Origin of the sequence: Mammaliicoccus sp. Q-M61 (genome assembly GCF_022386055.1) — a bacterium.
Taxonomy (GTDB): Bacteria; Bacillota; Bacilli; order Staphylococcales; family Staphylococcaceae; genus Mammaliicoccus; species Mammaliicoccus sciuri_A.
The window spans coordinates 114,390-137,045 of the sequence record NZ_JAJNJL010000006.1; the positions used below are offsets into that span (position 1 = coordinate 114,390).

The 22,656-nt window shown below is 32.2% G+C and carries 21 protein-coding genes; 11 read left to right on the forward strand and 10 right to left on the reverse strand.

The window, feature by feature from the left end:
- The first annotated feature begins 24 nt into the window (after positions 1–24).
- The 3 genes from LQ677_RS09540 to uhpT all read left to right on the forward strand — a co-directional run bounded on the left by LQ677_RS09540 (position 25) and on the right by uhpT (position 3,373).
- Positions 25–462 carry a MarR family transcriptional regulator gene (locus LQ677_RS09540; RefSeq protein ID WP_126476574.1) on the forward strand — a complete coding sequence of 146 codons (438 nt, stop codon included), beginning with the start codon at positions 25–27 and terminating at the stop codon, positions 460–462.
- Positions 463–482: 20 nt separating this feature from the next.
- A complete protein-coding gene (locus LQ677_RS09545; protein ID WP_126476575.1) occupies positions 483–1,826 on the forward strand; it encodes a dihydrolipoyl dehydrogenase family protein in 1,344 nt (447 codons plus the stop codon).
- A 167-nt stretch (positions 1,827–1,993) separates the two neighbouring features.
- Complete coding sequence (gene uhpT / locus LQ677_RS09550; protein WP_037589170.1) at positions 1,994–3,373, forward strand: hexose-6-phosphate:phosphate antiporter; 1,380 nt, start codon at positions 1,994–1,996, stop codon at positions 3,371–3,373.
- Positions 3,374–3,407: 34 nt separating this feature from the next.
- Here uhpT and LQ677_RS09555 read toward each other — a convergent pair whose 3' ends face one another.
- The 4 genes from LQ677_RS09555 to LQ677_RS09570 form a co-directional block, all read right to left on the reverse strand.
- Complete coding sequence (locus LQ677_RS09555) at positions 3,408–4,142, reverse strand: response regulator transcription factor (protein ID WP_126476576.1); 735 nt, start codon at positions 4,140–4,142, stop codon at positions 3,408–3,410.
- 5 nt (positions 4,143–4,147) lie between these two features.
- The gene (locus LQ677_RS09560) at positions 4,148–5,689 is read right to left on the reverse strand and encodes a sensor histidine kinase (protein WP_239748739.1); all 1,542 of its coding nucleotides are present in this window, start codon (positions 5,687–5,689) and stop codon (positions 4,148–4,150) included.
- Complete coding sequence (locus tag LQ677_RS09565) at positions 5,686–6,639, reverse strand: extracellular solute-binding protein (protein ID WP_126476578.1); 954 nt, start codon at positions 6,637–6,639, stop codon at positions 5,686–5,688. Before LQ677_RS09565 ends, LQ677_RS09560 begins: the two co-directional genes overlap by 4 nt.
- 162 nt (positions 6,640–6,801) lie before the next feature.
- Positions 6,802–7,545, reverse strand: a complete 744-nt coding sequence (locus LQ677_RS09570) for a glycerophosphoryl diester phosphodiesterase (RefSeq protein WP_126476579.1) — start codon at positions 7,543–7,545, stop codon at positions 6,802–6,804.
- 162 nt (positions 7,546–7,707) lie between these two features.
- Here LQ677_RS09570 and LQ677_RS09575 point away from each other — a divergent pair, with 162 nt between their 5' ends.
- On the forward strand, positions 7,708–9,105 hold the full coding sequence (locus LQ677_RS09575; protein ID WP_126476580.1) for an MFS transporter: 1,398 nt from the start codon (positions 7,708–7,710) through the stop codon (positions 9,103–9,105).
- 45 nt (positions 9,106–9,150) lie between these two features.
- Here LQ677_RS09575 and LQ677_RS09580 read toward each other — a convergent pair whose 3' ends face one another.
- A complete protein-coding gene (locus LQ677_RS09580) occupies positions 9,151–10,320 on the reverse strand; it encodes a hydroxymethylglutaryl-CoA synthase (RefSeq protein ID WP_126476581.1) in 1,170 nt (389 codons plus the stop codon).
- 102 nt (positions 10,321–10,422) lie between these two features.
- Here LQ677_RS09580 and LQ677_RS09585 point away from each other — a divergent pair, with 102 nt between their 5' ends.
- The 3 genes from LQ677_RS09585 (at position 10,423) to brnQ (ending at position 14,557) form a co-directional block, all read left to right on the forward strand.
- Complete coding sequence (locus LQ677_RS09585; RefSeq protein ID WP_239748740.1) at positions 10,423–11,580, forward strand: thiolase family protein; 1,158 nt, start codon at positions 10,423–10,425, stop codon at positions 11,578–11,580.
- Positions 11,580–12,857: a hydroxymethylglutaryl-CoA reductase, degradative gene (locus LQ677_RS09590; RefSeq protein ID WP_239748741.1), complete on the forward strand. Its 1,278-nt coding sequence runs from the start codon at positions 11,580–11,582 to the stop codon at positions 12,855–12,857. The genes LQ677_RS09585 and LQ677_RS09590 overlap by 1 nt, the downstream gene beginning before the upstream one ends.
- Before the next feature lie 341 nt (positions 12,858–13,198).
- Entirely contained in the window at positions 13,199–14,557 is a 1,359-nt protein-coding gene (gene brnQ, locus LQ677_RS09595; protein WP_239748756.1) for a branched-chain amino acid transport system II carrier protein, read from the forward strand.
- A 57-nt stretch (positions 14,558–14,614) separates the two neighbouring features.
- On the opposite strand, the gene LQ677_RS09600 is transcribed toward brnQ, so the two are convergent.
- Genes LQ677_RS09600 through pgaC form a run of 4 tightly spaced genes read right to left on the reverse strand, consistent with a single transcriptional unit; the run spans position 14,615 to position 18,014 of the window.
- Positions 14,615–15,655, reverse strand: coding sequence for an acyltransferase family protein (locus tag LQ677_RS09600; protein ID WP_239748742.1), 1,041 nt, complete (start codon positions 15,653–15,655; stop codon positions 14,615–14,617).
- Entirely contained in the window at positions 15,648–16,478 is an 831-nt protein-coding gene (icaB, locus tag LQ677_RS09605; protein ID WP_239748743.1) for an intercellular adhesin biosynthesis polysaccharide N-deacetylase, read from the reverse strand. Before icaB ends, LQ677_RS09600 begins: the two co-directional genes overlap by 8 nt.
- Before the next feature lie 22 nt (positions 16,479–16,500).
- A complete protein-coding gene (icaD, locus tag LQ677_RS09610) occupies positions 16,501–16,818 on the reverse strand; it encodes an intracellular adhesion protein IcaD (RefSeq protein WP_078099638.1) in 318 nt (105 codons plus the stop codon).
- Positions 16,782–18,014: a poly-beta-1,6-N-acetyl-D-glucosamine synthase gene (gene pgaC / locus LQ677_RS09615; RefSeq protein WP_239748744.1), complete on the reverse strand. Its 1,233-nt coding sequence runs from the start codon at positions 18,012–18,014 to the stop codon at positions 16,782–16,784. The genes icaD and pgaC overlap by 37 nt, the downstream gene beginning before the upstream one ends.
- Positions 18,015–18,175: 161 nt before the next feature.
- Between pgaC and LQ677_RS09620 the strand changes: the two genes are divergently transcribed.
- Together LQ677_RS09620 and LQ677_RS09625 are read left to right on the forward strand one after the other, a co-directional pair.
- Positions 18,176–18,748, forward strand: a complete 573-nt coding sequence (locus LQ677_RS09620) for a TetR/AcrR family transcriptional regulator (RefSeq protein WP_037589157.1) — start codon at positions 18,176–18,178, stop codon at positions 18,746–18,748.
- 261 nt (positions 18,749–19,009) lie between these two features.
- The gene (locus LQ677_RS09625) at positions 19,010–19,177 is read left to right on the forward strand and encodes a hypothetical protein (protein WP_185805772.1); all 168 of its coding nucleotides are present in this window, start codon (positions 19,010–19,012) and stop codon (positions 19,175–19,177) included.
- A 151-nt stretch (positions 19,178–19,328) separates the two neighbouring features.
- Here the strand turns inward: LQ677_RS09625 and LQ677_RS09630 are convergent, their stop codons facing one another.
- Positions 19,329–19,820, reverse strand: a complete 492-nt coding sequence (locus LQ677_RS09630; protein WP_239748745.1) for a TspO/MBR family protein — start codon at positions 19,818–19,820, stop codon at positions 19,329–19,331.
- A 93-nt stretch (positions 19,821–19,913) separates the two neighbouring features.
- Between LQ677_RS09630 and LQ677_RS09635 the strand changes: the two genes are divergently transcribed.
- On the forward strand, positions 19,914–20,534 hold the full coding sequence (locus LQ677_RS09635; protein ID WP_239748746.1) for an NAD(P)-dependent oxidoreductase: 621 nt from the start codon (positions 19,914–19,916) through the stop codon (positions 20,532–20,534).
- Between the two features lie 303 nt (positions 20,535–20,837).
- Positions 20,838–22,616, forward strand: coding sequence for a trypsin-like serine protease (locus LQ677_RS09640; protein ID WP_239748747.1), 1,779 nt, complete (start codon positions 20,838–20,840; stop codon positions 22,614–22,616).
- The last annotated feature ends 40 nt before the right edge of the window (positions 22,617–22,656 follow it).

Consider the following 22,656-nt stretch of genomic DNA (forward strand, 5'->3'; position numbering starts at 1 on the left):
GCACACGATAGAAAGGAGTATTTTATGGATCACAATATGAAGCTAGCCAATCAAGTATGTTTCTCAGCATATAATGTAAGTCGATTATTTGCTCAATTTTATGAAAAAGAACTTAAGTCATTTGGCTTAACTTACTCACAATATTTAGTCTTACTTTCATTATGGGAAGAAAATCCTCAAACATTACATTCGATTGGTCAGAAATTGGACCTTTCAAGCAACACGCTTACCCCACTTCTTAAAAGATTAGAACAATCAGGATGGGTTACTCGACAAAAATCAGACCAAGACAAAAGACAATTAATTGTTTCATTAACTCAAAAAGGAAAAGAACAAAAACAACCTATTTATGATGCCATCTCTAAATGTATATCAGAAGAAATGGATTTAGAATTATACAAACAAACGAAAGACATTATGGATCAATTAGAAACAACTTTAAGAAAGCAATTAAATAAATAATATATAAAGGATGATAAACTATGAAAAAATTTGATGTTGTATTTATAGGTAGTGGCCATGCTGCATGGCATGCTGCGTTAACGTTAAAACATGCTGGCAAATCTGTAGCAATTATAGAAAAAGACACGATAGCTGGTACATGTACGAATTATGGCTGTAATGCCAAAATCTTACTTGAAGGACCTTATGAAGTTCTAGAAGAAGCTAGTCACTATCCTCAAATTATTGAATCTGATCAATTACATGTAAACTGGGAGAACTTGATGCAATATAAGAAAGCTGTCATTAATCCCCTTTCTAATACGCTTAAATCTATGTTTGAACAACAAGGTATTGAAGTAATCATGGGTGCCGGTAAATTAGTAGATGCTCATACAATTGATGTTGAAGGCACACCTATTCAAGCAGAGAACATCGTTATTGCCACAGGTCAACATAGTAATAAATTAGATATAGAAGGTAGTGCATTAACACATGATAGTCGTGACTTTTTATCTTTAGATAAAATGCCAAATAACATCACATTTATTGGTGCCGGTATCATTAGCATCGAATTCGCTTCAATCGCAATTAAATCTGGCGCTGAGGTTCACGTCATCCACCATACAGACAAACCATTAGAAGGCTTTAATGAAAAACATATCGCTAAATTAATTCATAAATTAGAAGCAGAAGGCGTACAATTCCATTTCAATGAAAATGTTCAATCAGTCCAACAAGCTGGCAACAGTTACAACGTTACAACAGAATCTGGACTTAGCATTGACACTGAATATGTACTAGACGCAACAGGTCGTAAACCAAATGTACAAAATATAGGATTAGACGAATTAGGCATTGAATATAGTGAAAAAGGTATTCGAGTTGATGATCATTTAAGAACAAACATACACAACATATATGCAAGCGGAGATGTATTAGATAAAACAATTCCTAAATTAACACCAACAGCAACATTTGAATCTAACTACATCGCGTCTCACATATTGGGCATCAATCCAAACCCTATTCAATATCCAGCAATACCATCAGTACTATACTCATTACCAAGACTTTCACAAATCGGTGTTACTGTTAAAGAAGCAGAAGATAACGAAGCATATACAATAAAAGACATACCGTTCGGTAAACAAATGGTATTTGAATATAAAAATGAAATAGAAGCAGAAATGACAATTATATTAAACGCAGACAAACAACTCGTAGGCGCAGAAATCTACGCAGACGACGCAGCAAACTTAATCAACCTACTCACATTTATCGTTAACCAAAAACTAACAGCCAAAGACCTTAATCAACTCATCTTTGCATTCCCAGGCTCATCAAGCGGCGTGCTAGATTTATTAAAAGTAGCAATGATGTAATATTAAAAAACAGAGGTAAGACTACCGTCACTAATACGGAAGACTTACCTCTGTTTTTGTTTTGGAAAATCACTTCACTTTTTTGGATAAAATGACATTTCTTCGTATATAAAGCGCTTACACAAATTGCTAAGATTTTTATATACAAAACTACACGGGGTGATTACATGCAATTTTTTGAAATTAACAAAATTCCTAACAAAGGAATTCCACTTTCAACTCAAAGAAAGTTATGGCTTCGACACTTTATGAAAGCTTTCTTTGTAGTATTCTTTACATATATGGCAATGTATTTAATTAGAAATAACTTTAAAGCTGCTCAGCCATTACTAAAAGAAGAAGTCGGTCTGACTACTTTAGAATTAGGATATATCGGGTTAGCGTTTAGTATTACATATGGGCTTGGTAAATCATTACTTGGCTATTTTATAGATGGTAAGAACACTAAGAAAGTTATTTCATTCTTACTTGTTTTAGCAGCACTTGCTGTTTTAATAATGGGCTTTACGCTTAGTTACTTTGGTTCTATTTTAGGACTATTCATTGTATTATGGGGATTAAACGGTGTGTTCCAATCAGTTGGTGGTCCAGCTAGTTATTCAACAATCTCAAGATGGGCACCACGTTCGAAAAGAGGACGTTACCTTGGATTTTGGAATACTTCACATAATATCGGTGGTGCAATAGCCGGTGGACTTGCTTTATGGGGTGCACATACATTCTTTAATGGTAGTGTTGTTGGTATGTTCATCTTCCCTTCAGTCATTGCTTTAATTATAGGTATTGCTGGTTTATTCATTGGTAAAGACGATCCTGAAGAATTAGGTTGGAATCGTGCTGAAGAAATATGGGAAGAACCAATTGAGCAAGAAAATATTGATTCAGTTCATATGTCAAAATGGGAAATTTTCAAAACTTACATATTAAAAAATCCTGTTATTTGGATTTTATGTATTTCAAACGTATTTGTTTATATAGTACGTATAGGTATAGATAACTGGGCACCTTTATACGTATCTGAGCATTTAGGATTCGGTCAATCTGATGCTATCAATACCATATTCTACTTTGAGATAGGTGCACTTGTTGCGAGTTTATTATGGGGATATGTTTCCGATTTACTAAAAGGACGTCGTGCTGTCGTAGCAGTTGGTTGTATGTTTATCATTACATTTGTAGTTATACTTTATACAAATGCTACAAGTGTTGCTATGGTTAATATCGCTTTATTTGCATTAGGTGCATTAATCTTTGGACCTCAACTATTGATTGGTGTTTCATTAACAGGATTTGTACCAAAACGAGCAATCAGTGTTGCTAACGGTATGACAGGATCATTCGCTTATTTATTCGGTGATTCAATGGCCAAAGTAGGACTAGCTGCTATTGCAGACCCTAAATCAAAAGGATTAAATGTATTTGGATACACACTTAGCGGTTGGACAGATGTCTTTATCGTCTTCTACTTCGCTTTATTCATTGGTATCATTTTATTATGTATCGTTGCATATTATGAAGAAAAGAAAATACGCTCATTAAATATTTAATATAAAAAAGGAATGGATTTTAACCCATTCCTTTTTATTTTTTCATATAATCACTTGGTGATACTTCTAAATATTTTTTGAATTGATAACTAAACACTTTATATTCTGAAAATCCTACCATGTCAGCTACTTCATAATGTTTATAATGGTGTTCTAGTAGATGAAGGGATTTAAATACTCTATATCTATTTAAGTAATCTAATATTGTAATACCTACTTCTTGTTTAAAAATCCTCATAAGATAGCTTTCACTTGCGTCAAATTGACTAAGCATTTCTTTCACTGATTGTTTATCGTGATAGTGTTTACGGATATATTGAATGATTTTATTTACATAATAGTCATCATAATCAATCTCTTTTAAAGGTTTGAACACTTCTATATCTACTTTTTCTTCTTGATCATCATACTTTTCATAAATCTTATTGAGTATTTGTTTTAATTCTTGTTGATTAATAGGTTTTAGCAAATAATCTGTTACTTTATGCTGAATGCCTGCTTTCATATATTCGTAATCGTCATAACTAGATAAAATAATTTTCTCACAAGAAATGTCTTTAATGTTCTCTAGTAATTGTATGCCATTCATCTTAGGCATTCTAATATCAATAATCACAAGTAGTGGATGATTAAGATGAATTAATTCCAGTGCCTCTTCTCCGTCTTTTGCTAACAATACTTCATTGAAATTATAATCAGACCATTGTATAGAAGACTTCAAACCTTCTCTTATAATTCTCTCATCATCACAAATAATAACTGTATGCATAATACTCACCTACCTTTAGGAATTCTTAGAGCAATCATTGTGCCTTTATTTTCAATTGAATAAATTTTTATTTTTGATCTTAAACCATACTTCAATATTAATTTATGATTTAAATGGTTTAATCCTAAATGTGTTGTTTCATAAACAGAAAGATTTAAATTTTCTCGCGTTAATCTTAGTTGTTCTTTTGACATGCCATCTCCATCATCTTTAACAATAATAAGAAGATGATGCGCGTTTTCTCTTATTCGAATATTAATTGTTAAATCATGTTCACGTTCATTATGTTTGATCGCATTTTCTATAAATGGAAATATACACATTTTATCGATTTTCATTTCTTTAATATCAGAAGGTACATCGATTAATAATTTTATTTTGTCGTCAAATCTTACATTTTGAATAGAGATATATTTCTTTATATATAGGAGTTCATCTTTAACAAGTACATTATCAGACTTAACTCTTAATGAATATCTCAGCATTTCTGATAATTGTTGCAAAATTTCTTCCGCCTTGTTCGGAGAAGTACTTACAAGATATTGTATCGTTTGCATTGTATTGAATAAAAAATGCGGGTGAAATTGTCTTTCTATTTCTTTAAGTTGAATTTCTCTCAATGATTTTTCTGTATCTTCAATTAAATGAATTAATGCTTCATTGGATTCAAACAAATCATAAACATACTTATTAATTTCTTCTAGTTCACTTGTACGGGATAAAGGTTCATATGTACCTAGTTTTCTTTCTTTTGCGTATTTAATTCGCTTAATAATTGATTCTATATCTCGCGTTTGAACTTGAGAAATTTTACTAGAAGAAATGTAACCAAATATAGTTAAAATGACGAATGTTAACAACATAATTGATAATAATTTAATACCGTCATTCAATATTTCATGTATATCTTTTAATAAAACAATGTGTGCATTTAACTCAGGTATATATTCACTTTTATAAACATAGCCAAATTTAGGTAATGTAACTTTATAGTTTGACGGGATCTTTTCATAATTTGAATACAAGACATTGTCATAACTATCTACTAATAATAAATGTTGATTATTTTTATAATGCAATTGATTCAAATAAGGTTGTTCTTCTATGTATATCGAAAGTTTATAATAACCATTGTTAAACTTTATATTTTGACTCTTTATGCGAAGTAAATTCGATAAATTTTTATCTTCATAATTATTCGTCATTTTTATATCATGATTTTCTAATATATAAATCATAGAAGCATCTTTTATGTGAATCGAGTCATTAATGAGCCGACGTATTTCTGTTTTATCTTGATCATTCTTAGGATTTAAAGATTCAAATTTGTGTTTATCATTCTTAATGGCTTTTGTAACTTTCTGATTTAATGACGTGACAATATCTTTACTTTCAACTATATTATGCTTCAAACTATTTATTTCAAGTATTCTGTATACGCCTAAAAATGTTGCAAATCCTATTAATATAATTAAAAATGCCGGTAGTATAGTAGTGATAAATAAAGATTTTCTAATCATACGTTGATAAGGTTTAGTTGGTATCATTGAATCAACTCCAAAAATTGCTTTCTAGTTAGATGACTAATATCGTCATCCTTAATTACAGGTATTTCACTGAACTTTGCTGCAACTTGCTTATTTTGATTAAAAACATCTTTTCTACCAGACTGAATTTTATACTCATCTGCTATTTTTTGTTGAACCTTTTTACTTTGTAAATAATTAATCAGTTTTTTACTTTTCGGATTAATATTTTCTTTTTTTACAAGTGCGATGCCGTCATGATTCAACATTGTACCTTCACTTGGATAAATCATTTTCAAAGGATAACCTTTATTAATATAAGCTTTAGCATCCGATTCATAACTTAAACCAGCATAATATTTACCTTTCGCAACTTCTTGAATAACTTTAGAAGATTTATCAACTTTATTTGCAGAAGCCATAAAATCTTTTACGTCATCAACATCATGATTGATACTTTCAATAGCTTTCATATGCTGATATCCCGTCGTTGTTTCTAGAGGATTAGAATAGACCACTTTACCTTTCAATTCATCTGCATGTAAGTCTTTATAACCTCTAACTTTAATATTTCCTATTAAGTCTTCGTTCACAACAATCGTAGTTGGCATTAATATGAAATCTGATACATACGGTACTTTTTGTTTTGCATATTTCATATACTTCTGATTTTTCGATTCGTATACTTCAAAATCATCTGGATGTTCAATCATTTCTGACAAAACACCACCAACCACAATATCCCCTAGTTCATCTTCATCTGATTGATGTATTTCCCTTAATAATACTTGTGTTGAACCCTGCTTAAGTTCAACTTTAACATTTTCAGTTTGTTCAAAGTCATTTAATAAAGAACGTATTAATTCTCTAGGATACGGAGAATAAACAGTTATCGTTTCTTGATGATTGTTTAATTTCCCACAGCCAGAAACAATCAATAATAAGCAAACTAAAACAAAAAATTTTTTCATACTTTTTCTCCCGTTTATTGTTTTTCATTTACTACTCTTGAAATTATTTTATCATTTGGAATAAATTATCAATATGTTTTTTTACATATTACAAACAAAAAACACTAGGTTATTCTATTTGAACAACCTAGTGTATAAAAGATTATATTTTTATAGTCTCTCCTACTCAGACAAATGCACCATTTTATCTGCGCTGTCTGTAAATATGCCATCAACGCCCCAGTTTGCTAATTGGTTTGCGCGTGCTGGTTTGTTTACGGTCCAAACGTTTAATTCATAACCCGCTTCTTTGACCATTCTTACTTTTGCTTTTGTGAGTTTGGCATCTTCTGTATTCACTATTTTCGCATTGCAATAGTCTAACAATGTTCTCCAGTCTTCTTTGAATCCTGTCGTATGGAAGATGACGGCTCTTTTATATTCTGGCATGATTTCTTCTGCTAGTTTAACGAGTACAACGTTAAAACTTGATATGAGTACTTCTTGATTTTGATTTAAGTTTGCTAGTTTTTCTTTAACTTGTTTTACCATACTTTTAGATAGGGCCAGTCCATTCGGTCCAGTGACGCCTTTTAATTCTACGTTTAAGTTCATATTATATTCATTCGCTATTTCTATAACATCATCGAATGTTGGTAAGTGTTCATCCTTAAATTTCTCACCATACCATGATCCTGCTGATGCTTCTTTTAATTCTTCATAGTTTAATGCTGTTATTTCCCCGGACATACTTGTTGTACGGTCTAAATAGTCATCATGTATGATGATTAATTGTTCATCTTTTGTAATACCTACATCTAATTCTAGCCAATTTACACCTTCTATTTCTGAAGCCGCTTTAAAAGATGCTATTGTATTTTCTGGAGCTTTACTAGGTAATCCTCTATGTCCATATATTGTTAACATATTACCTCTCCTTGCGTTTTTTATTTTTAATTTGTTAATTTTTTGATTCTTAGGGTATATATTTACAACAAACATCCGTAGAATCAGCATAACTGTATTATCACATTAATGGTCTGTTTATTGCCAACAAAATGTGTAACTTATTTTTAGGAGGGTATGGTTATGGCTAGTGAAACAATTACAATACATACGAAACAGGATATTATCGATTATGTGAACGAACGGAAGACGACAAAGCGTACGTCACTATTATTGATTATCGTATTAGGTACAATATTTTTAGATGCTTATGATTTAACAATATTAGGTACAGCGACTGATCAACTTACGCAAGAATTCAAACTTTCTCCAACTTACTTATCATTTATTATGACAGCAATGCCATTCGGTGCATTATTTGGTGCTGCGATTGGTGGATTTTACGCCGATAAATTAGGTCGTAAATTGATTCTATCTGTCTCACTTATCTCTTTAATCATCGGGGCGATTGGTGCCGCGTTATCACCTGCACCAGCTATTTTATTATGTTTCAGATTATTAATGGGCTTTGCGATTGGCATGGATAGCCCAGTTGCTTTTACATTTATAGCAGAAATCAGTAATAAAAAAGATAAGGGCCGTAACGTCAACTATTGGCAAGTTGTTTGGTATATCGCCGTTGTATCTTCGGCTCTTATCGTTATTTTATTATATTCTCTTGGAACTGGCGCTTGGTTATGGCGTTATTCTGTAGCTCTCGGTGCATTGTTCGCAACGATTATACTCGTATTAAGATTATTTTATTTAAGCGAAAGTCCATCATGGTCAATGAAAAATAAAACCTTAACAGAAGCGAGTAAAGAACTCGAGAAGAACTACAACATCAATGTGAATATCGAGCCCAATAAAGGTGAAAATGAATCATTTAGTAAAACAGAAGTTAAAAATCCTTTACGTACGTTATTTAATAAACGCTATCGAAAAAGAACAATATTAGCGACTTCCATTGCAACATTACAAGGTATGCAGTACTACGCAATCGGGCTGTATATTCCTTTAATCGCAATTTATATTATCGGAGAAAATAAAATCGAATCTCTATCAGGTACTGCACTCATTAATATCGCGGGTATCATTGGTGGTTTAACTGGTGCATTACTCACAACAAAATACGGCGCACGTAAGTTAACAATTGCTGGGTTTAGTATTGTCGGTACAGCCATGATTATTATAGGTTTATTTTATGGACAAACCTATACATGGTTAATCGCATTAATGGTCGCATTCTTCCTATTTGGACATTCAGGTGGACCAGGAACTCAAGGGAAAGCAATTGCCGCCCTATCATACCCTACAATCCTACGAGGTAAAGGAACAGGCTTTGTAGAATCCGTAAGTAGATTTGGTAGTATGTTTGGTACATTTATTTTCCCAATTATATTAGCTAATTTAGGATTGAATAAGACAATGCTGCTATTAGCATTAGTACCTATAGTTGGACTTATCATTACAACTTATATTAAGTGGGAACCAGTCGGTAAAGATGTCGAATACGAAGATCAATATATAGAAAAAGTTTAATACAAAAAGCAAAAGCCTAGGACGTCTTGTCCTAGGCTTCATTCATTATTCTTCTGTTTTATATGTTCTAATGTGATCTGCGATACTGTGTAAGTATACTTTTGAATATGGGTCTTGTCTAAGTTCGCGTTCGAAGTCAAATTCTTGGTTATCAAATCTATTAAAGAATGTTTCGTATTCTTCTACAGATAATTGTTCTCTTGATGCAAGCATGTCTAAGTGTTTTTCTTTATCTAGTGCTTTATCATAACCTTCTACGATTGAACCACTAAATATTTCACCTACTGCGCCTGAACCATAACTAAATAGACATACTTTTTGTCCTGCTTGGAATGTATGGTTTTGTAATAAAGAGATTAAACTTAAATACAATGAACCTGTATAAATATTTCCTACGTCTCTATTCCATAATACAGAATCTTGATAAGCATCCATTAATCTATTTTTAATTGAATCTTCTACGTTTTCGTTTAAAATAGTCTTGAAGGCTTTTTCGCCCATTTTTGTAAATGGAACGTGGAAACAGAATGATTCAAAATCATTTACTTCATGACCTGTACGTTTAGCGTATTCATTCCAAACTGTGTTGAATGATTCAATGTATGCATCTTTAGATAAAGCACCATCTACGACAGGATATTTTTCAGAAGTTGGTCTCCAGAAATCATATACGTTATTAGTATATGCAACGCTATCGTCATTTAATTCTAAAATTCTAGGATTATGACTTAATAATAAAGCGACTGCTCCTGCACCTTGTGTAGGTTCGCCACCTGAATTTAATCCGTAACGTGCGATATCAGATGCGATTACAAGTACTTTCTTGTTTGGGTTGTTTGATAAGAAATCTTTAGCAAGTTGGATAGCTGCTGTAGCTGAGTAACAAGCTTCTTTCATTTCAATACAACGTGCAAATGGTTGAATATTTAATTGGTTATGAATCTCTATTGATGCTGCTTTAGAGTGATCAACGCCTGATTCAGTCGCTACGATCACCATGTCGATATCTTTTTTATCTTGTTCAGATAAAATATCTTGAGCTGCGTTAATACCCATTGATATAATATCTTGGCTCACTGGATTAACGGCCATTTTATTTTGTCCGATACCAATTTTAAATTTATTTGGATCTACTCCACGAGCATTTGCTAAATCTTCCATACTTACATAAAAACTTGGGATGTAAAAATCTAATTTATCAATACCTATTGCCATAATAATTTCCTCTCAATATGTTATTTTATATATTGAATGATATCAAACTACATTAAATATTGACAATTATTAATAAATAAATTTTTAAGGAGAACATTAAATATGAATAAAGTTGTAATCGTAAGTGCTCAAAGAACACCTGTAGGAAAATTCAGAGGAAGGTTGAGTAACTACTCTGCAGTAGAATTAGGGACTGCTGCTTTAAAATCTGCAATTAATAAAATTCAACTAGATCCTAAAGATATCGAGAATGTTATTTTCGGTAACGTTGTTCAAGCAGGTACGGGACAAAATGCTGCTAGACAAATTGCTGTAAATGCTAGTTTACCATACGAAACACCTGGTATGACAGTAAACGAAGTTTGTGGATCAGGACTTAAATCTATCATCTTAGGGAAACAACTTATTCAACTTGGTGAAGCAAATGTTGTTGCTGTTGGTGGCGTTGAAAGTATGACAAACACACCAGACCTTATTCTTAAAAAAGGCGACGCACCTGTTAAAAGTTTCATGCATGATGGTTTAACAGACGTCTTTCATAATATGGCGATGGGCCTAACTGCAGAAGCAATTGCAACTAAATATGAAGTTTCGCGTGAAGAACAAGATGCGTTTGCTTTAAATTCACACTTAAAATCTGATAAAGCAACTAAAGCTGGTAAATTTAACGAAGAAATCGTTTCATTAGAAGATGTTAATGGTGAAACAATGACTTCAGATGAATTAATTAGACCAGAAAGTACAATGGAAGACCTTGGAACATTAAAAACAATTTTCAAAGAAGACGGTACAGTGACTGCGGGTAACGCTTCAGCTTTAAGTGACGGTGGTTCTGCTTTAATTTTAATGAGTGAATCATATGCTAAAGAACACGGCTACACAATCTTAGCAACTGTCGGACAACATGCTGAAATCGGCTGTGATCCATTATACATGGGTTATGCACCTTTCTATGCTGTAGAGTCACTATTAAACAAGACTGGAAAGACAATTCAAGATATCGACTTAGTCGAGATGACAGAAGCATTCTCAGCACAAAGTATTCCTGTTAAAAAGAATCTGAACATTCCAGATGAGAAATTTAACATTTATGGTGGCGCGATTGCTTTAGGTCATCCACTAGGCTCAACCGGCTCAAGATTAGTTACAACGCTTGCACATGCCTTAAAACAAGAAGATAAACAAACAGGTGTCGCGACTGCTTGTATCGGTGGTGGCTTAGGTATAGCATTAATGATAGAAAAAGGAGTAGGACTTTAATGAAACCTTTAACGAAAGATTTCAGACACTTATCACGACATGAAAAAATTCAACAATTAAAAGATCATGGTTGGATTAAAGAAGAAACTGAGCAAATATTACTCAATAATTCAGAAATAGATAAAGAACTTTTAGAGAATTTAATCGAAAATGTCATTGGTCAAGGTACCCTACCAGTAGGTGTCTTACCTGAAATTATAGTAGAAGATAAAGCATACGCTGTACCTATGATGGTTGAAGAGCCTTCAGTAGTCGCAGCAGCAAGTTTCGGTTCTAAACTTTTCAACAAATCTGGTGGTCTTAAAGTCGTTCAAAGTGACAATATTAAATTAGGTCAAATCGTATTTGATAATGTTACAGATACTGCTCAACTATCTAAAGATATTTTAAGTTTAGAATCAGATATCCACCAAGTAGCCGATCAAGTCTACCCTTCTATCCTTAAAAGAGGTGGCGGTTACCGTAAAATTGAAACGGATGAATTTCCTGAAGAAGGCATGCTTTCTTTAAAAGTTCATATCGATACGCGAGATGCAATGGGTGCTAATATTATCAATACCATTCTTGAAGGAATTGCGCACTATTTAGAAACGCAATTAAGCGATACAAACATACTAATGAGTATCCTTTCAAACTATTCAACAACATCTGTTATTCGCATTGAAGGTAAAATTGCCGTTTCAGATTTGGATAAAGGTGATGTAAGTGGTTCAGAAGTCGCACACCGTATGGAAAGAGCATCTGTATTAGCGCACATCGACCCATATAGAGCAGTAACTCATAACAAAGGTGTTATGAATGGTATTAGCTCAGTTGTATTAGCTTCAGGTAATGATACAAGAAGTGTCGAAGCAGGTGCTCATGCTTATGCAAGTAAAGACGGACAATATAGAAGTTTAACAACTTGGAAATATGATAGAGATAACCAATTCTTAATAGGTGCTATAGAATTACCATTAACACTTGGCATTATTGGCGGAAGCATAGACCTCTTACCTATATCTAAAGTTACGTTAGACTTACTAGGCGTTAAAACAGCACAAGAATTAGCACACATTGTAGCAGCAGTCGGACTAGCACAGAACTTTTCAGCATGTCGCGCACTCGTATCAGAAGGCATACAGCAAGGACATATGAACCTACACTATAAATCATTAGCAATTAAAATCGGTGCAAAAGGTAATGAAATCCAACTTATAACAGAAGCACTTAAAAATATGGATAAGCCAAACCTAGAAGCAGCACAAGGGTTGCTGTATGAGATGAGAAATAACTAGAAATTTGTGAGATTGGGTGGATTTCGGTGGAGTTCGGTGGGCTAACGATCTTGTTTCACTTTCTTGAACGTTAGAATTTCTAACGATCTTGTTTTTAAGTCTTGAGCGTTAGATAGCTCATTTAGTGCAAATTCACACTATTTCACCTGCATTTCGGTCCGCTAACAATCTTGTTTTTGAATCTCGATCGTTAGCGCCACAATAAAATCATAAAAGAGCCTAGAACAACATTCATCGTTGTTCTAGGCTCTTTCTTTGTTTATCCTCAATACCCATTTGACATCTTCTTACAATACGCATTAAGATAGTGAAGTTGATTAAAAAAATAGGAGAAATTTATCATCATGAAAAACAAACTGACTTTTAAAGAAAATATATATATTGGATCCTTACTTTTTGGCTTATTTTTTGGAGCGGGTAATTTAATATTCCCTATTCATTTAGGTCAATTGGCGGGATCTAATGTTTTAACGGCCAATATTGGTTTCTTAATTACTGCGATTGGTTTACCGTTCTTAGGTATTATCGCAATTGGTATTTCTAAAACGAATGGTATTTTTGAAGTAACGACACGTGTGAATCGCAAATACGCTTATATCTTCACAATATTACTTTATCTTGTAATCGGACCGTTCTATGCGTTACCTAGACTTGCGACGACATCGTTTGAAATTGCATTTACACCGTTTATTTCAGATTCATCTGTCACATTATATTTATCGATATTTAGTATTTTATTCTTCTTAGTTGCTTGGTTTTTCTCAAAAAAACCTTCAAAAATTCTAGAATATATCGGTAAATTTTTAAATCCTGTATTTTTAGTCCTTTTAGGCTTATTGATTTTATTAGCGTTTATTAATCCAATTGGGCAAGTATCAAATGCTAATATTACTCCTGATTATGAAAATAGCGCGTTATTAAAAGGTTTCATTGATGGTTATAATACGCTAGATGCTTTAGCTGCACTTGCATTCGGTATTATCATCGTATCAACAATTAAAAAGTTAGGTATTACAAACCCAAATCATATTGCGAAAGAAACGTTTAAATCTGGTACGATTAGCATTATTTTAATGGGTATTATTTATAGTTTATTAGCATTTATGGGTACGATGAGTTTAGGTCATTTCAAAGCGAGTGAAAATGGTGGCATAGCTTTAGCTCAAATCGCACGATATTATTTAGGTGATTACGGCATCATATTACTATCTCTTATCATTATCGTAGCTTGTTTAAAGACTGCTATAGGCTTAATCACAGCCTTTTCAGAAACATTCACAGAACTATTTCCAAAGCAAAACTATTTAATGTTTGCAACAGTTGTAAGTATTATTTCATGTATATTTGCTAATGTTGGTTTAACAAAAATTATTGAATACTCTACACCAGTATTAATGTTTTTATATCCATTAGCGATTACAATTATTTTGCTAACATTATTCAGTTCATTCTTTAATCATTCAAAAATTGTTTATCAATTCACGACATACTTTACAATGATTGCTTCATTTGTTGATGGTATTAAAGCAAGTCCTGAATTCATCGCAAATACAAGTTTTGCACATGCAGTTATCACTTTTGGCGAAAAATTCTTACCGTTCTTCACGATTGGAATGGGTTGGGTATTACCAGCCGTTGTCGGATTTATTATAGGTTTCATCGTATATCAATTTAAGAAATCATCATACAAAACAGCATAATACAGATAAAAGCAAGTTACCTCGTTTGTGAGATAACTTGCTTTTTTATATAGATATTTATTTGTTATAAGGTTGTCTGCCCATTACGTATTTAAAAATTTGAAATTCTCTTAATAAAATTCCAATCCCGAGACAACATCCCACAATAAACAATAATGATATTGGAATAAAGATGAATGTTTGTTCTTCAAATATACTTGTATATTGGAACATATATTCCAATATAATCGGATGTAGTAAATAAACGAAAAATGAATATCTACTAATCAATTCAACAGAACTAAACATAAATTCATCAAACTGTGTGCTAAAGTTAATTAAAATTAAAAATGCAAAAGTAATATATAATAAAATACGATAGTCCATACTACTAACCATCCAATAATCATGTTCTCCTACAAATACAAAAGCTATGTATGCAGCAATAGCTAAAAATACAATTAAAGCGATGTATTTTGATACGAAAGCTTTAATGGCTTGATAATTATGACCTACGTAAGAACCTAAAAAGTAATAAAATAACCAACCAATTATAAATGTTTCAGGACTAAATGGATAATAGTGACTTATAAACTCTCTAACAGGTTCAACATTTTGGTAGCTATACAAATAGATTGTATTGATCATAAACGAAATGATAAGGCTCCATTTTGAAAAAAGTATTTTTGCGTTTATTCGATAGATAATCCAATTTAACAAGAAGAACTGAATAATGATTACAATAAAGTATCCATACCAATTACCTTGAATAACATTTTCTGTGTATTGCGTTAAGAATGAATCATTTAATTTAAGTGATTCAGAATAACTATAGAAAGCACCCATAATTAAGTAAGGTAATAATATATATTTTAGTCGTGTTCTTAAATAGCCTGTTTTTAATTTTTCATTATAATTTAGCGTCGTTAATAGTTGAGACAATATAATAAATGAAGGTGTCCCGATAATTAAGATCATTCTGATCCAATATAAGACTTGTAATTGTAAATTATCAGGTTCATTTGTATTTGTAAACTCGGTAAAAACATGTGTTAGTACAATTAATAAACATAAAAATGTTCTTAAATATATAAATTCAATATATCTTCCTTTACTCATGATTAAATCCTTCCCATTTCTTAACAAGCTTGTTAAAAGCGTCATCACTTACCATAACTCTTGGAATGTAAAAATTATCACTATCTGGAACAACTGCTTTTTCTTCCAATGTAAATCCATACTTGATTGATGTATCGTGATCAAGTTGTTTAATTAATTTATCGTTTGCTTGACCGTACGGATATGCGATCGCTTGTTCATTTCCATCTAGTTCATCTTTAATATAGTTCGTACTTTTATCAATATCCTGTTTAATGTTCCGCTTTTCAGCATATGCTACAAATTTTGATTTTTCTTTTTTCATAGTATGCATATCATGTGTATGCGAAGCAAAATCCCATAGACCACTATTCTTCATTTCGAGTAATTCTTTTTTAGGAGACATACGAATATTATGAAAATCAGGGTCACCTACATGATCCGTTATTACAAAACCAGTTCCTTGGACATCGTATTTTTTCATTATTGGAAAGGCATTTTCATAAATACTTTGATCCATATCATCAAAATTTAACCACACACAATTTTTAGGGAACTTACCTTTTTCTTTGTAATGAATGAATTCATCTAAAGATAAAAATTGAGCATTTTTTTCTTTTAACCATTTAATATGAGACTCGAATTGCGTGTCAGTGACACTATAAATTTTCAATTCTTTACTATTTGAGAATGCTGATAATAATTTATCTATCCATGTGTCTTCTCGTACGCGGTGATAGTTTAATGCAAGACATCCATTTTTCTCGCCACCAAGTGTTTTTTGTTTCTTAGCAAGTGCTGATTGATCACTAGAAATGAACATGAATAATATCAAAGCTATCATCATCGACCACTTAAGACTTATCTTAATAATTCTCATGTGGTACAGCTCTCTTTCTTCTAACGTTGAATAGAAACGTAATCATCAAATATACTGCAATGATGATTGACCCAATCACAAAATAATTAAAAATCGAGACAATATCACCTTTCTCAAGATTCAATATTACTCTTACAATTTGTATAAAATGATTGTCTATCGGTAATAACGAACCTACCATTACAAATAATACTGTTATGCAATATAGCCATAATATTGATGATGCTATAAATACGATTGACTCTCTAAAAATATTTAAATTTGATTCTACTCTTTTATGTTCCCTCTGTCTGGACTTGTCCATGTAGCAAACGCTCCTTTTTTTCTTTTAAGTGCTTTTGGAAATGCAACTACGACGACAATCGCATTGATTAACCAATAAAAAGTTGGATACCAACTTAAAAATATGAGAAATAAATTATTTTTTCTTTCATATCTACTATCAATTAATAAAGAAATAGTAAATTGAATAATGTTAATAAACGTCAGTAAGAATGCTGATATTAAGAAGATATTTAATTGATAATTATAGAAGTAGTAATCCAAGAAGTTTAATCGAAGTAGTGTGTAACATAAGATAACAACTATGCCATAGACCCATATTACAGAAAGAATTTGTTCAATAAATAACAACCATAATGAAACGTTTCTTACTTTAAACATGTTCTTAAAATCTCTTAAAATCACTTCATGTCCACCTTGGGACCATCTTACCCTTTGTTTCCATAACCCCTTAAATGTTTCAGGCACAAGCATCCAACATAACGCTCTCGGTTCATATTTTATTTTGTATCCTGATAAATGAAACTTCCATGACACGGCAATATCTTCAGTAATCATGTCCGTATCCCAATATTGATTCTTCTCTAGTGCTTTTTTATTAAATAACGTAAACACACCAGATATCGTATTAACAAATCCGTTAATCGTTTGTGCTCTCTTTATACTGCCTATCATACTTGCATATTCGATTGTTTGAATTTTCCCTAGTAAAGTAGATTTATTTCTAATACGTGGGTTCCCTGTTACTGCTCCGATTGTTGGATCATCAACCAAACTTTCCACCATATAATACGGTGCATCATCGTCGATAATCGTATCTGCATCCACACACATCAAATATGGATATTGAGCATATTGAGCTGCAATATTTAACGCATTTGCTTTACCCCTATTTTCCTCTAAATTAATAAACTTAATTTTGTACACTTGTTTAAGTCTTAATAATTCTGCCTTTGTATTATCCGAGCTCCCATCATTAACAGCAATAATTTCTTTAATCGGATATGAGAGGTCATTTAAATTCTTAATCGTTTCTGCAATGGTACTCGCTTCGTTGTAACAAGCGATAATAAATGAAATCCCTTCTTGTGGTTGATAATTAATATGCTTAGCTTTCAACTTTCTTTCAATAAAAACATAGTAAATCAAAGTTCCGATTATCCAAAAAATCGACATAGCAATTGGATAAACGATAAAAAATAACAATAAAAGTTCCATAATCCCTCTCCCTAACGAACGGTAGTTTGTAAAAATAGTATATCATTTTCAGAGAAAAAGGCAATGCGTAATTTATTGTGTGAAATGTAAACGTTTTTACGAGTGATTTTTAGTGTATTTTCCTGTATAGTTATTCATAGGAAGTAAAGGAGGCAAATGAAGTGAATAATACATCTGAGAAACTCATTCAAATAAGTATGAGAACCTTTTCTGAAATGGGCTATTATGGAACATCACTAAATAATATTGCCAATGAATTAGGTATTAAAAAAGCAAGTTTATATAACTATTTCAAAAGTAAAGATGAATTGTATGAACAATGTATTGAAAGATGTATGAATAAAGGTATGAAATTAATCAAAAGTATTGATACACAACCTCATAATGCTCATGAAGAACTCATAAAGTTTTTTCAAGAATATATTTATGATTCAGAGTACTTAGTAAAATTCTACATTCAATTATCATTTGCACCATCCAACTTTACAGAGATGATTTTAGAGCACAATAAAGAACTTGCAGTCGTATTTAACAGTAAATTAGTAGATATCCATAAAAATAGTGAATTCAATATAAATCGTGAAGATTTTATTCTATTTATTAATATGTTTGTATACGGATGGCTTTATAGAAAATCATTTGTACAAAATAACGTTACACCTGAGAATATCATTAAAGAATTTGATCAACATATTAAAATATTAATGAATCAGTCCAATGCTGATAATTCATAAAAACTTATAATAACGCGCCATATCAATTAAGATATGGTGTGTTTTTTATAGATTAATCATTTATAAAAAATTCCGCAAAACCAAAAAACACATTAACTTTAATTGATTTTCAAAACCATTCTTTTTGTGTATAATTTGTTTCAGAAAGTAAACAAATTAATTATTATTTTGTATTTCCAATAATTAAATTACTTTTTTTGTTATTATTTTATATTTTCTGGGTATTACATATATAGCTATACTAGAGAAAGAGGTAGAACCATGGTTAACAACAACGGGAAAGGCTATTATGAAGATATTAGTGATGATTTGTTATATGTTTCACAGTCTATTAGCCAAAAAATCTCATCTGAAGAGTTTAATTTATCAGATGAGAAAGAAATTATTAAAGGCATCCTAGAAAAGTTGGAAGCTCAATCTTCAGAATAATTCGCTATATACCGTCATAACGACTGCTCAGACAATCAAGGCAATCGTTATGATTTTATTTTTTATACAGACATATTTTAAGCGGGTACTCTATTGAGTAATCCCGCTTAAAATATATGCTTAATTGTATTTTTCCTACTAGGTGTATTCCCTATTTCTCCGTATATCTCGGGTTATCTTTATTAAGTGCCCAATTACCTGTTGTTAAATATGAGGCATAAGCAGACCAGCAAACATATGGAATTAATAATAATCCTGCTGTCTTATTCACTTTATAAAATTGAACAGTTGTTAATATGACTGCGCTCAATAATACATAACTTTCAATCAGCGCTGTGCCTCTTAATTTATATTTGAAATACAGTATTGACCATAAGTAATTTAAACCTAATTGACTATAATAAGCTGTCTGAGTTGATTTAGCTGCGTGTTCTTTCGTTATAATCGAATGTGCGATACCCATGCTTAAATATAATATCGGCCATACAATTGGGAATATATAACCCGGTGGTGAAAATGGTGGTTTTTTATTTTTAGAGTAATCTTTACGTGCATTTTGAACAGCATATTTACCGATTAGTCTACCACCAACTAACGGTGCTGAAATGATACCAGCGTATTTCACTATTTTACTTAATTTCATACATAACCACCTTTTCAAAAGTTTGATGTCTAGTATATATACCCGAAATTGTCTATCATTAAAATAAGAACTTTTTTAAAAGGAGCAATACAAATGAAAATATTAATTTTAGGTGCTACAGGCAGAGTTGGACAAGAAGTATTAACACATGCACTATCGGACGGTCATGACGTAACCGTACTCGTTCGTGATAAAAATAAATTAAGCGTCGATCATCAATCTGTGAGACTAATCGAAGGAAATGTATTAAATCCAAATGATATTCAAAAAGCAGCTGAAGGTAATGACATTATTGTAAGTGCATTAAGTACAGATGGCTCCACTACATTATCAGAAGCTATGCTATTAATTATAGATACAATGTCACAACAAGGCATTAAACGCATCATTACAGTAGGTACTGCTGGTATATTACAAAGCCGAACTGACGAGAATTTATTGCGCTATCAATCAAACGAATCAAAAAGACGAACAACCCGCGCAGCAGAAGAACATCATAAAGTTTATACAATACTTAAAGATTCAGATTTAGATTGGACAATCGTATGTCCAACCTATTTACCAGATGGCGAAAGAATCGGACAATACAGAGTCGAACGAAACTACTTACCAGAGAATGCTGTAAAAATATCTGTACCAGACACAGCAGACTTCGTTTACAATCAAATATCGTCTGACGAATATATCCAATCACGCGTTGGAATAGGATATTGAATTAGAGTGTAAAAATGCCCCCGAATGTTGCTAGATATCCTCGTCTTGCAATATTCGGGGGTTCTATGTTGCTAGTCATCCTCGTCTTGCAATATTCGGGCCTCCTATGTTGCTAGTCATGCTCGTCTTGCAATATTCGCGGCTCCTATGTTGCTAGTCATACCTTTCTTTCACACCTCTCCTACCTTAATTCACAAATTTGTAAAATATTTCTAAAATAATTGAGAATAATAATCATTTCGTATTGCGCTAGCATGGAAATTTTTGTATATTATGGGTATCATCCAAGAAAGGAAGTTTTACATGAATAAAAACTTTATCAACTTTAGAACGGGATTAGTAAAGTTACCTGTTATTATCGCAGGTGTATTTTTCTTATCTCATCCAACTGTCACTCATGCCAGCGAGAACAATGCATCAACTGAGTCAAACCCAGCTGTAGCTCATGAAGAAACACATACTTCAAATGAATCAAATAATATAGAGAATAAAGACAATTCAACAAATACAAATGAAGCGACAAATTCAGTTGAAGCAAACAAAGAAACAGATAGTAATGCTGCTGCTAACGAAGCTAATAGTGAGCCAACAGCATCACCTTCTGAGCATAATGTAACTGAAAATACTACTAGTAATACAACATCAAGTACTAAAGAAGATACAACTCAACCTGCACCTACTTCAACAGAAAATAATGCAACAGCACAACCTACTCCGACAGCACTTACTGCCGAAGAAGAAAAAGAAGATGCATATTTCACAGATCCTAATTTCCGATATGATACTTCAAAAGACCCTCACTTTGATGAGGATGGTGCTTTAATTGATACTCGTAGAAAATTAGAAAACTATGAGGTCCGTAACAGAACTGCTTATATTTATGTGGAAAATGGTAATTATAAAGGTCAAATCGAAAACTTAAAACATGCTAATGGTACTGGATTAGTTATTGGAGAAAATTATATCCTAACAGCAGGTCATGTTATTTATAGTAATAATTACCCAAGAGGATATTTAACTGGTGGGTATGTTTCACCAGGTAGACATGGTGAATTTGAAAAGTTTGGTCGCTACAAAATTAAAGCGATGCATGTTATGCCACAATACATTGAATCTCCATTGCTACGTTATGATATCGGAATTATTGAAGTAGAACCACATAATGATATGCCAGAATCTATAAGTGAAATAAACCCTTATAACATTAAACCATTTAATAAAGAAATGCTTGGTAAAAAGATAGAATCACAAGGTTATCCAGTTGATTTAAATGAAGAATCAATAGACCAATATTGGGTTGATGGTACTATCATTCAAAAACAACCTAAAGGAACAGTTGAATTATCGATGTACGGATATTCTGGACAATCTGGAAGTCCTATTATTCTTGAAGGTACTGACGATGTTATTGGTGTATTTAGTTATGATACAACAGGCAATGAATATGGAACTTTAATGACTCCTATAACACATGAAATTTATAACTGGATACAGTCTATTATTAATAAAGACGGTAAAGTAGAAGATCCAACTCAACCAGCTGAGCAACCTAAAGCGGATGAACCTACTAAGCCAGCTGAACAACCTAAAGTGGACGAGCCTACTAAACCGGCAGAACAACCTAAAGCGGATGAACCTACTAAACCGGCGGAACAACCTAAAGTAGACGATACTTCTAAACCGGCGGAACAACCTAAAGTAGATGAGCCTACTCAACCTGCTGAGCAACCTAAAGTAGACGAGCCTACTAAATCGGCGGAACAACCTAAAGTAGACGACACTACTAAACCGGCTGAGCAACCTAAAGTAGACGAACCTGCTAAGCCAGCTGAACAACCTAAAGTAGACGACACTAAACAAGCAGTAAAAGCTACTCAAATAAATAATACTGAAAAGAAAGTAACTGCTACTCAAGTATCTACATCTCATGCTCAGAACAAAACTCAATCAAATGCTAAGCATGATAAGAAACAATTACCAAATACAGGTGAAAAAGAAGCGATAACTACAACATTATTCGGTACATTATTCGCAATATTAGGTAGTTTATTATTCTTCAGAAAACGTAAAACTGATAAATAATAAGATATCCACTAAGAGATGTTTCATATGAAACATCTCT

Coding starts and splice junctions, on each gene's coding strand:
- LQ677_RS09540 (WP_126476574.1), top strand. CDS start 25: ATGGATCACAATATGAAGCTAGCCAATCAAGTATGTTTCTCAGCATAT.
- LQ677_RS09545 (WP_126476575.1), top strand. CDS start 483: ATGAAAAAATTTGATGTTGTATTTATAGGTAGTGGCCATGCTGCATGG.
- uhpT (WP_037589170.1), top strand. CDS start 1,994: ATGCAATTTTTTGAAATTAACAAAATTCCTAACAAAGGAATTCCACTT.
- LQ677_RS09555 (WP_126476576.1), bottom strand. CDS start 4,142: ATGCATACAGTTATTATTTGTGATGATGAGAGAATTATAAGAGAAGGT.
- LQ677_RS09560 (WP_239748739.1), bottom strand. CDS start 5,689: ATGATACCAACTAAACCTTATCAACGTATGATTAGAAAATCTTTATTT.
- LQ677_RS09565 (WP_126476578.1), bottom strand. CDS start 6,639: ATGAAAAAATTTTTTGTTTTAGTTTGCTTATTATTGATTGTTTCTGGC.
- LQ677_RS09570 (WP_126476579.1), bottom strand. CDS start 7,545: ATGTTAACAATATATGGACATAGAGGATTACCTAGTAAAGCTCCAGAA.
- LQ677_RS09575 (WP_126476580.1), top strand. CDS start 7,708: ATGGCTAGTGAAACAATTACAATACATACGAAACAGGATATTATCGAT.
- LQ677_RS09580 (WP_126476581.1), bottom strand. CDS start 10,320: ATGGCAATAGGTATTGATAAATTAGATTTTTACATCCCAAGTTTTTAT.
- LQ677_RS09585 (WP_239748740.1), top strand. CDS start 10,423: ATGAATAAAGTTGTAATCGTAAGTGCTCAAAGAACACCTGTAGGAAAA.
- LQ677_RS09590 (WP_239748741.1), top strand. CDS start 11,580: ATGAAACCTTTAACGAAAGATTTCAGACACTTATCACGACATGAAAAA.
- LQ677_RS09600 (WP_239748742.1), bottom strand. CDS start 15,655: ATGAGTAAAGGAAGATATATTGAATTTATATATTTAAGAACATTTTTA.
- icaB (WP_239748743.1), bottom strand. CDS start 16,478: ATGATAGCTTTGATATTATTCATGTTCATTTCTAGTGATCAATCAGCA.
- icaD (WP_078099638.1), bottom strand. CDS start 16,818: ATGGACAAGTCCAGACAGAGGGAACATAAAAGAGTAGAATCAAATTTA.
- pgaC (WP_239748744.1), bottom strand. CDS start 18,014: ATGGAACTTTTATTGTTATTTTTTATCGTTTATCCAATTGCTATGTCG.
- LQ677_RS09625 (WP_185805772.1), top strand. CDS start 19,010: ATGGTTAACAACAACGGGAAAGGCTATTATGAAGATATTAGTGATGAT.
- LQ677_RS09630 (WP_239748745.1), bottom strand. CDS start 19,820: ATGAAATTAAGTAAAATAGTGAAATACGCTGGTATCATTTCAGCACCG.
- LQ677_RS09635 (WP_239748746.1), top strand. CDS start 19,914: ATGAAAATATTAATTTTAGGTGCTACAGGCAGAGTTGGACAAGAAGTA.
- LQ677_RS09640 (WP_239748747.1), top strand. CDS start 20,838: ATGAATAAAAACTTTATCAACTTTAGAACGGGATTAGTAAAGTTACCT.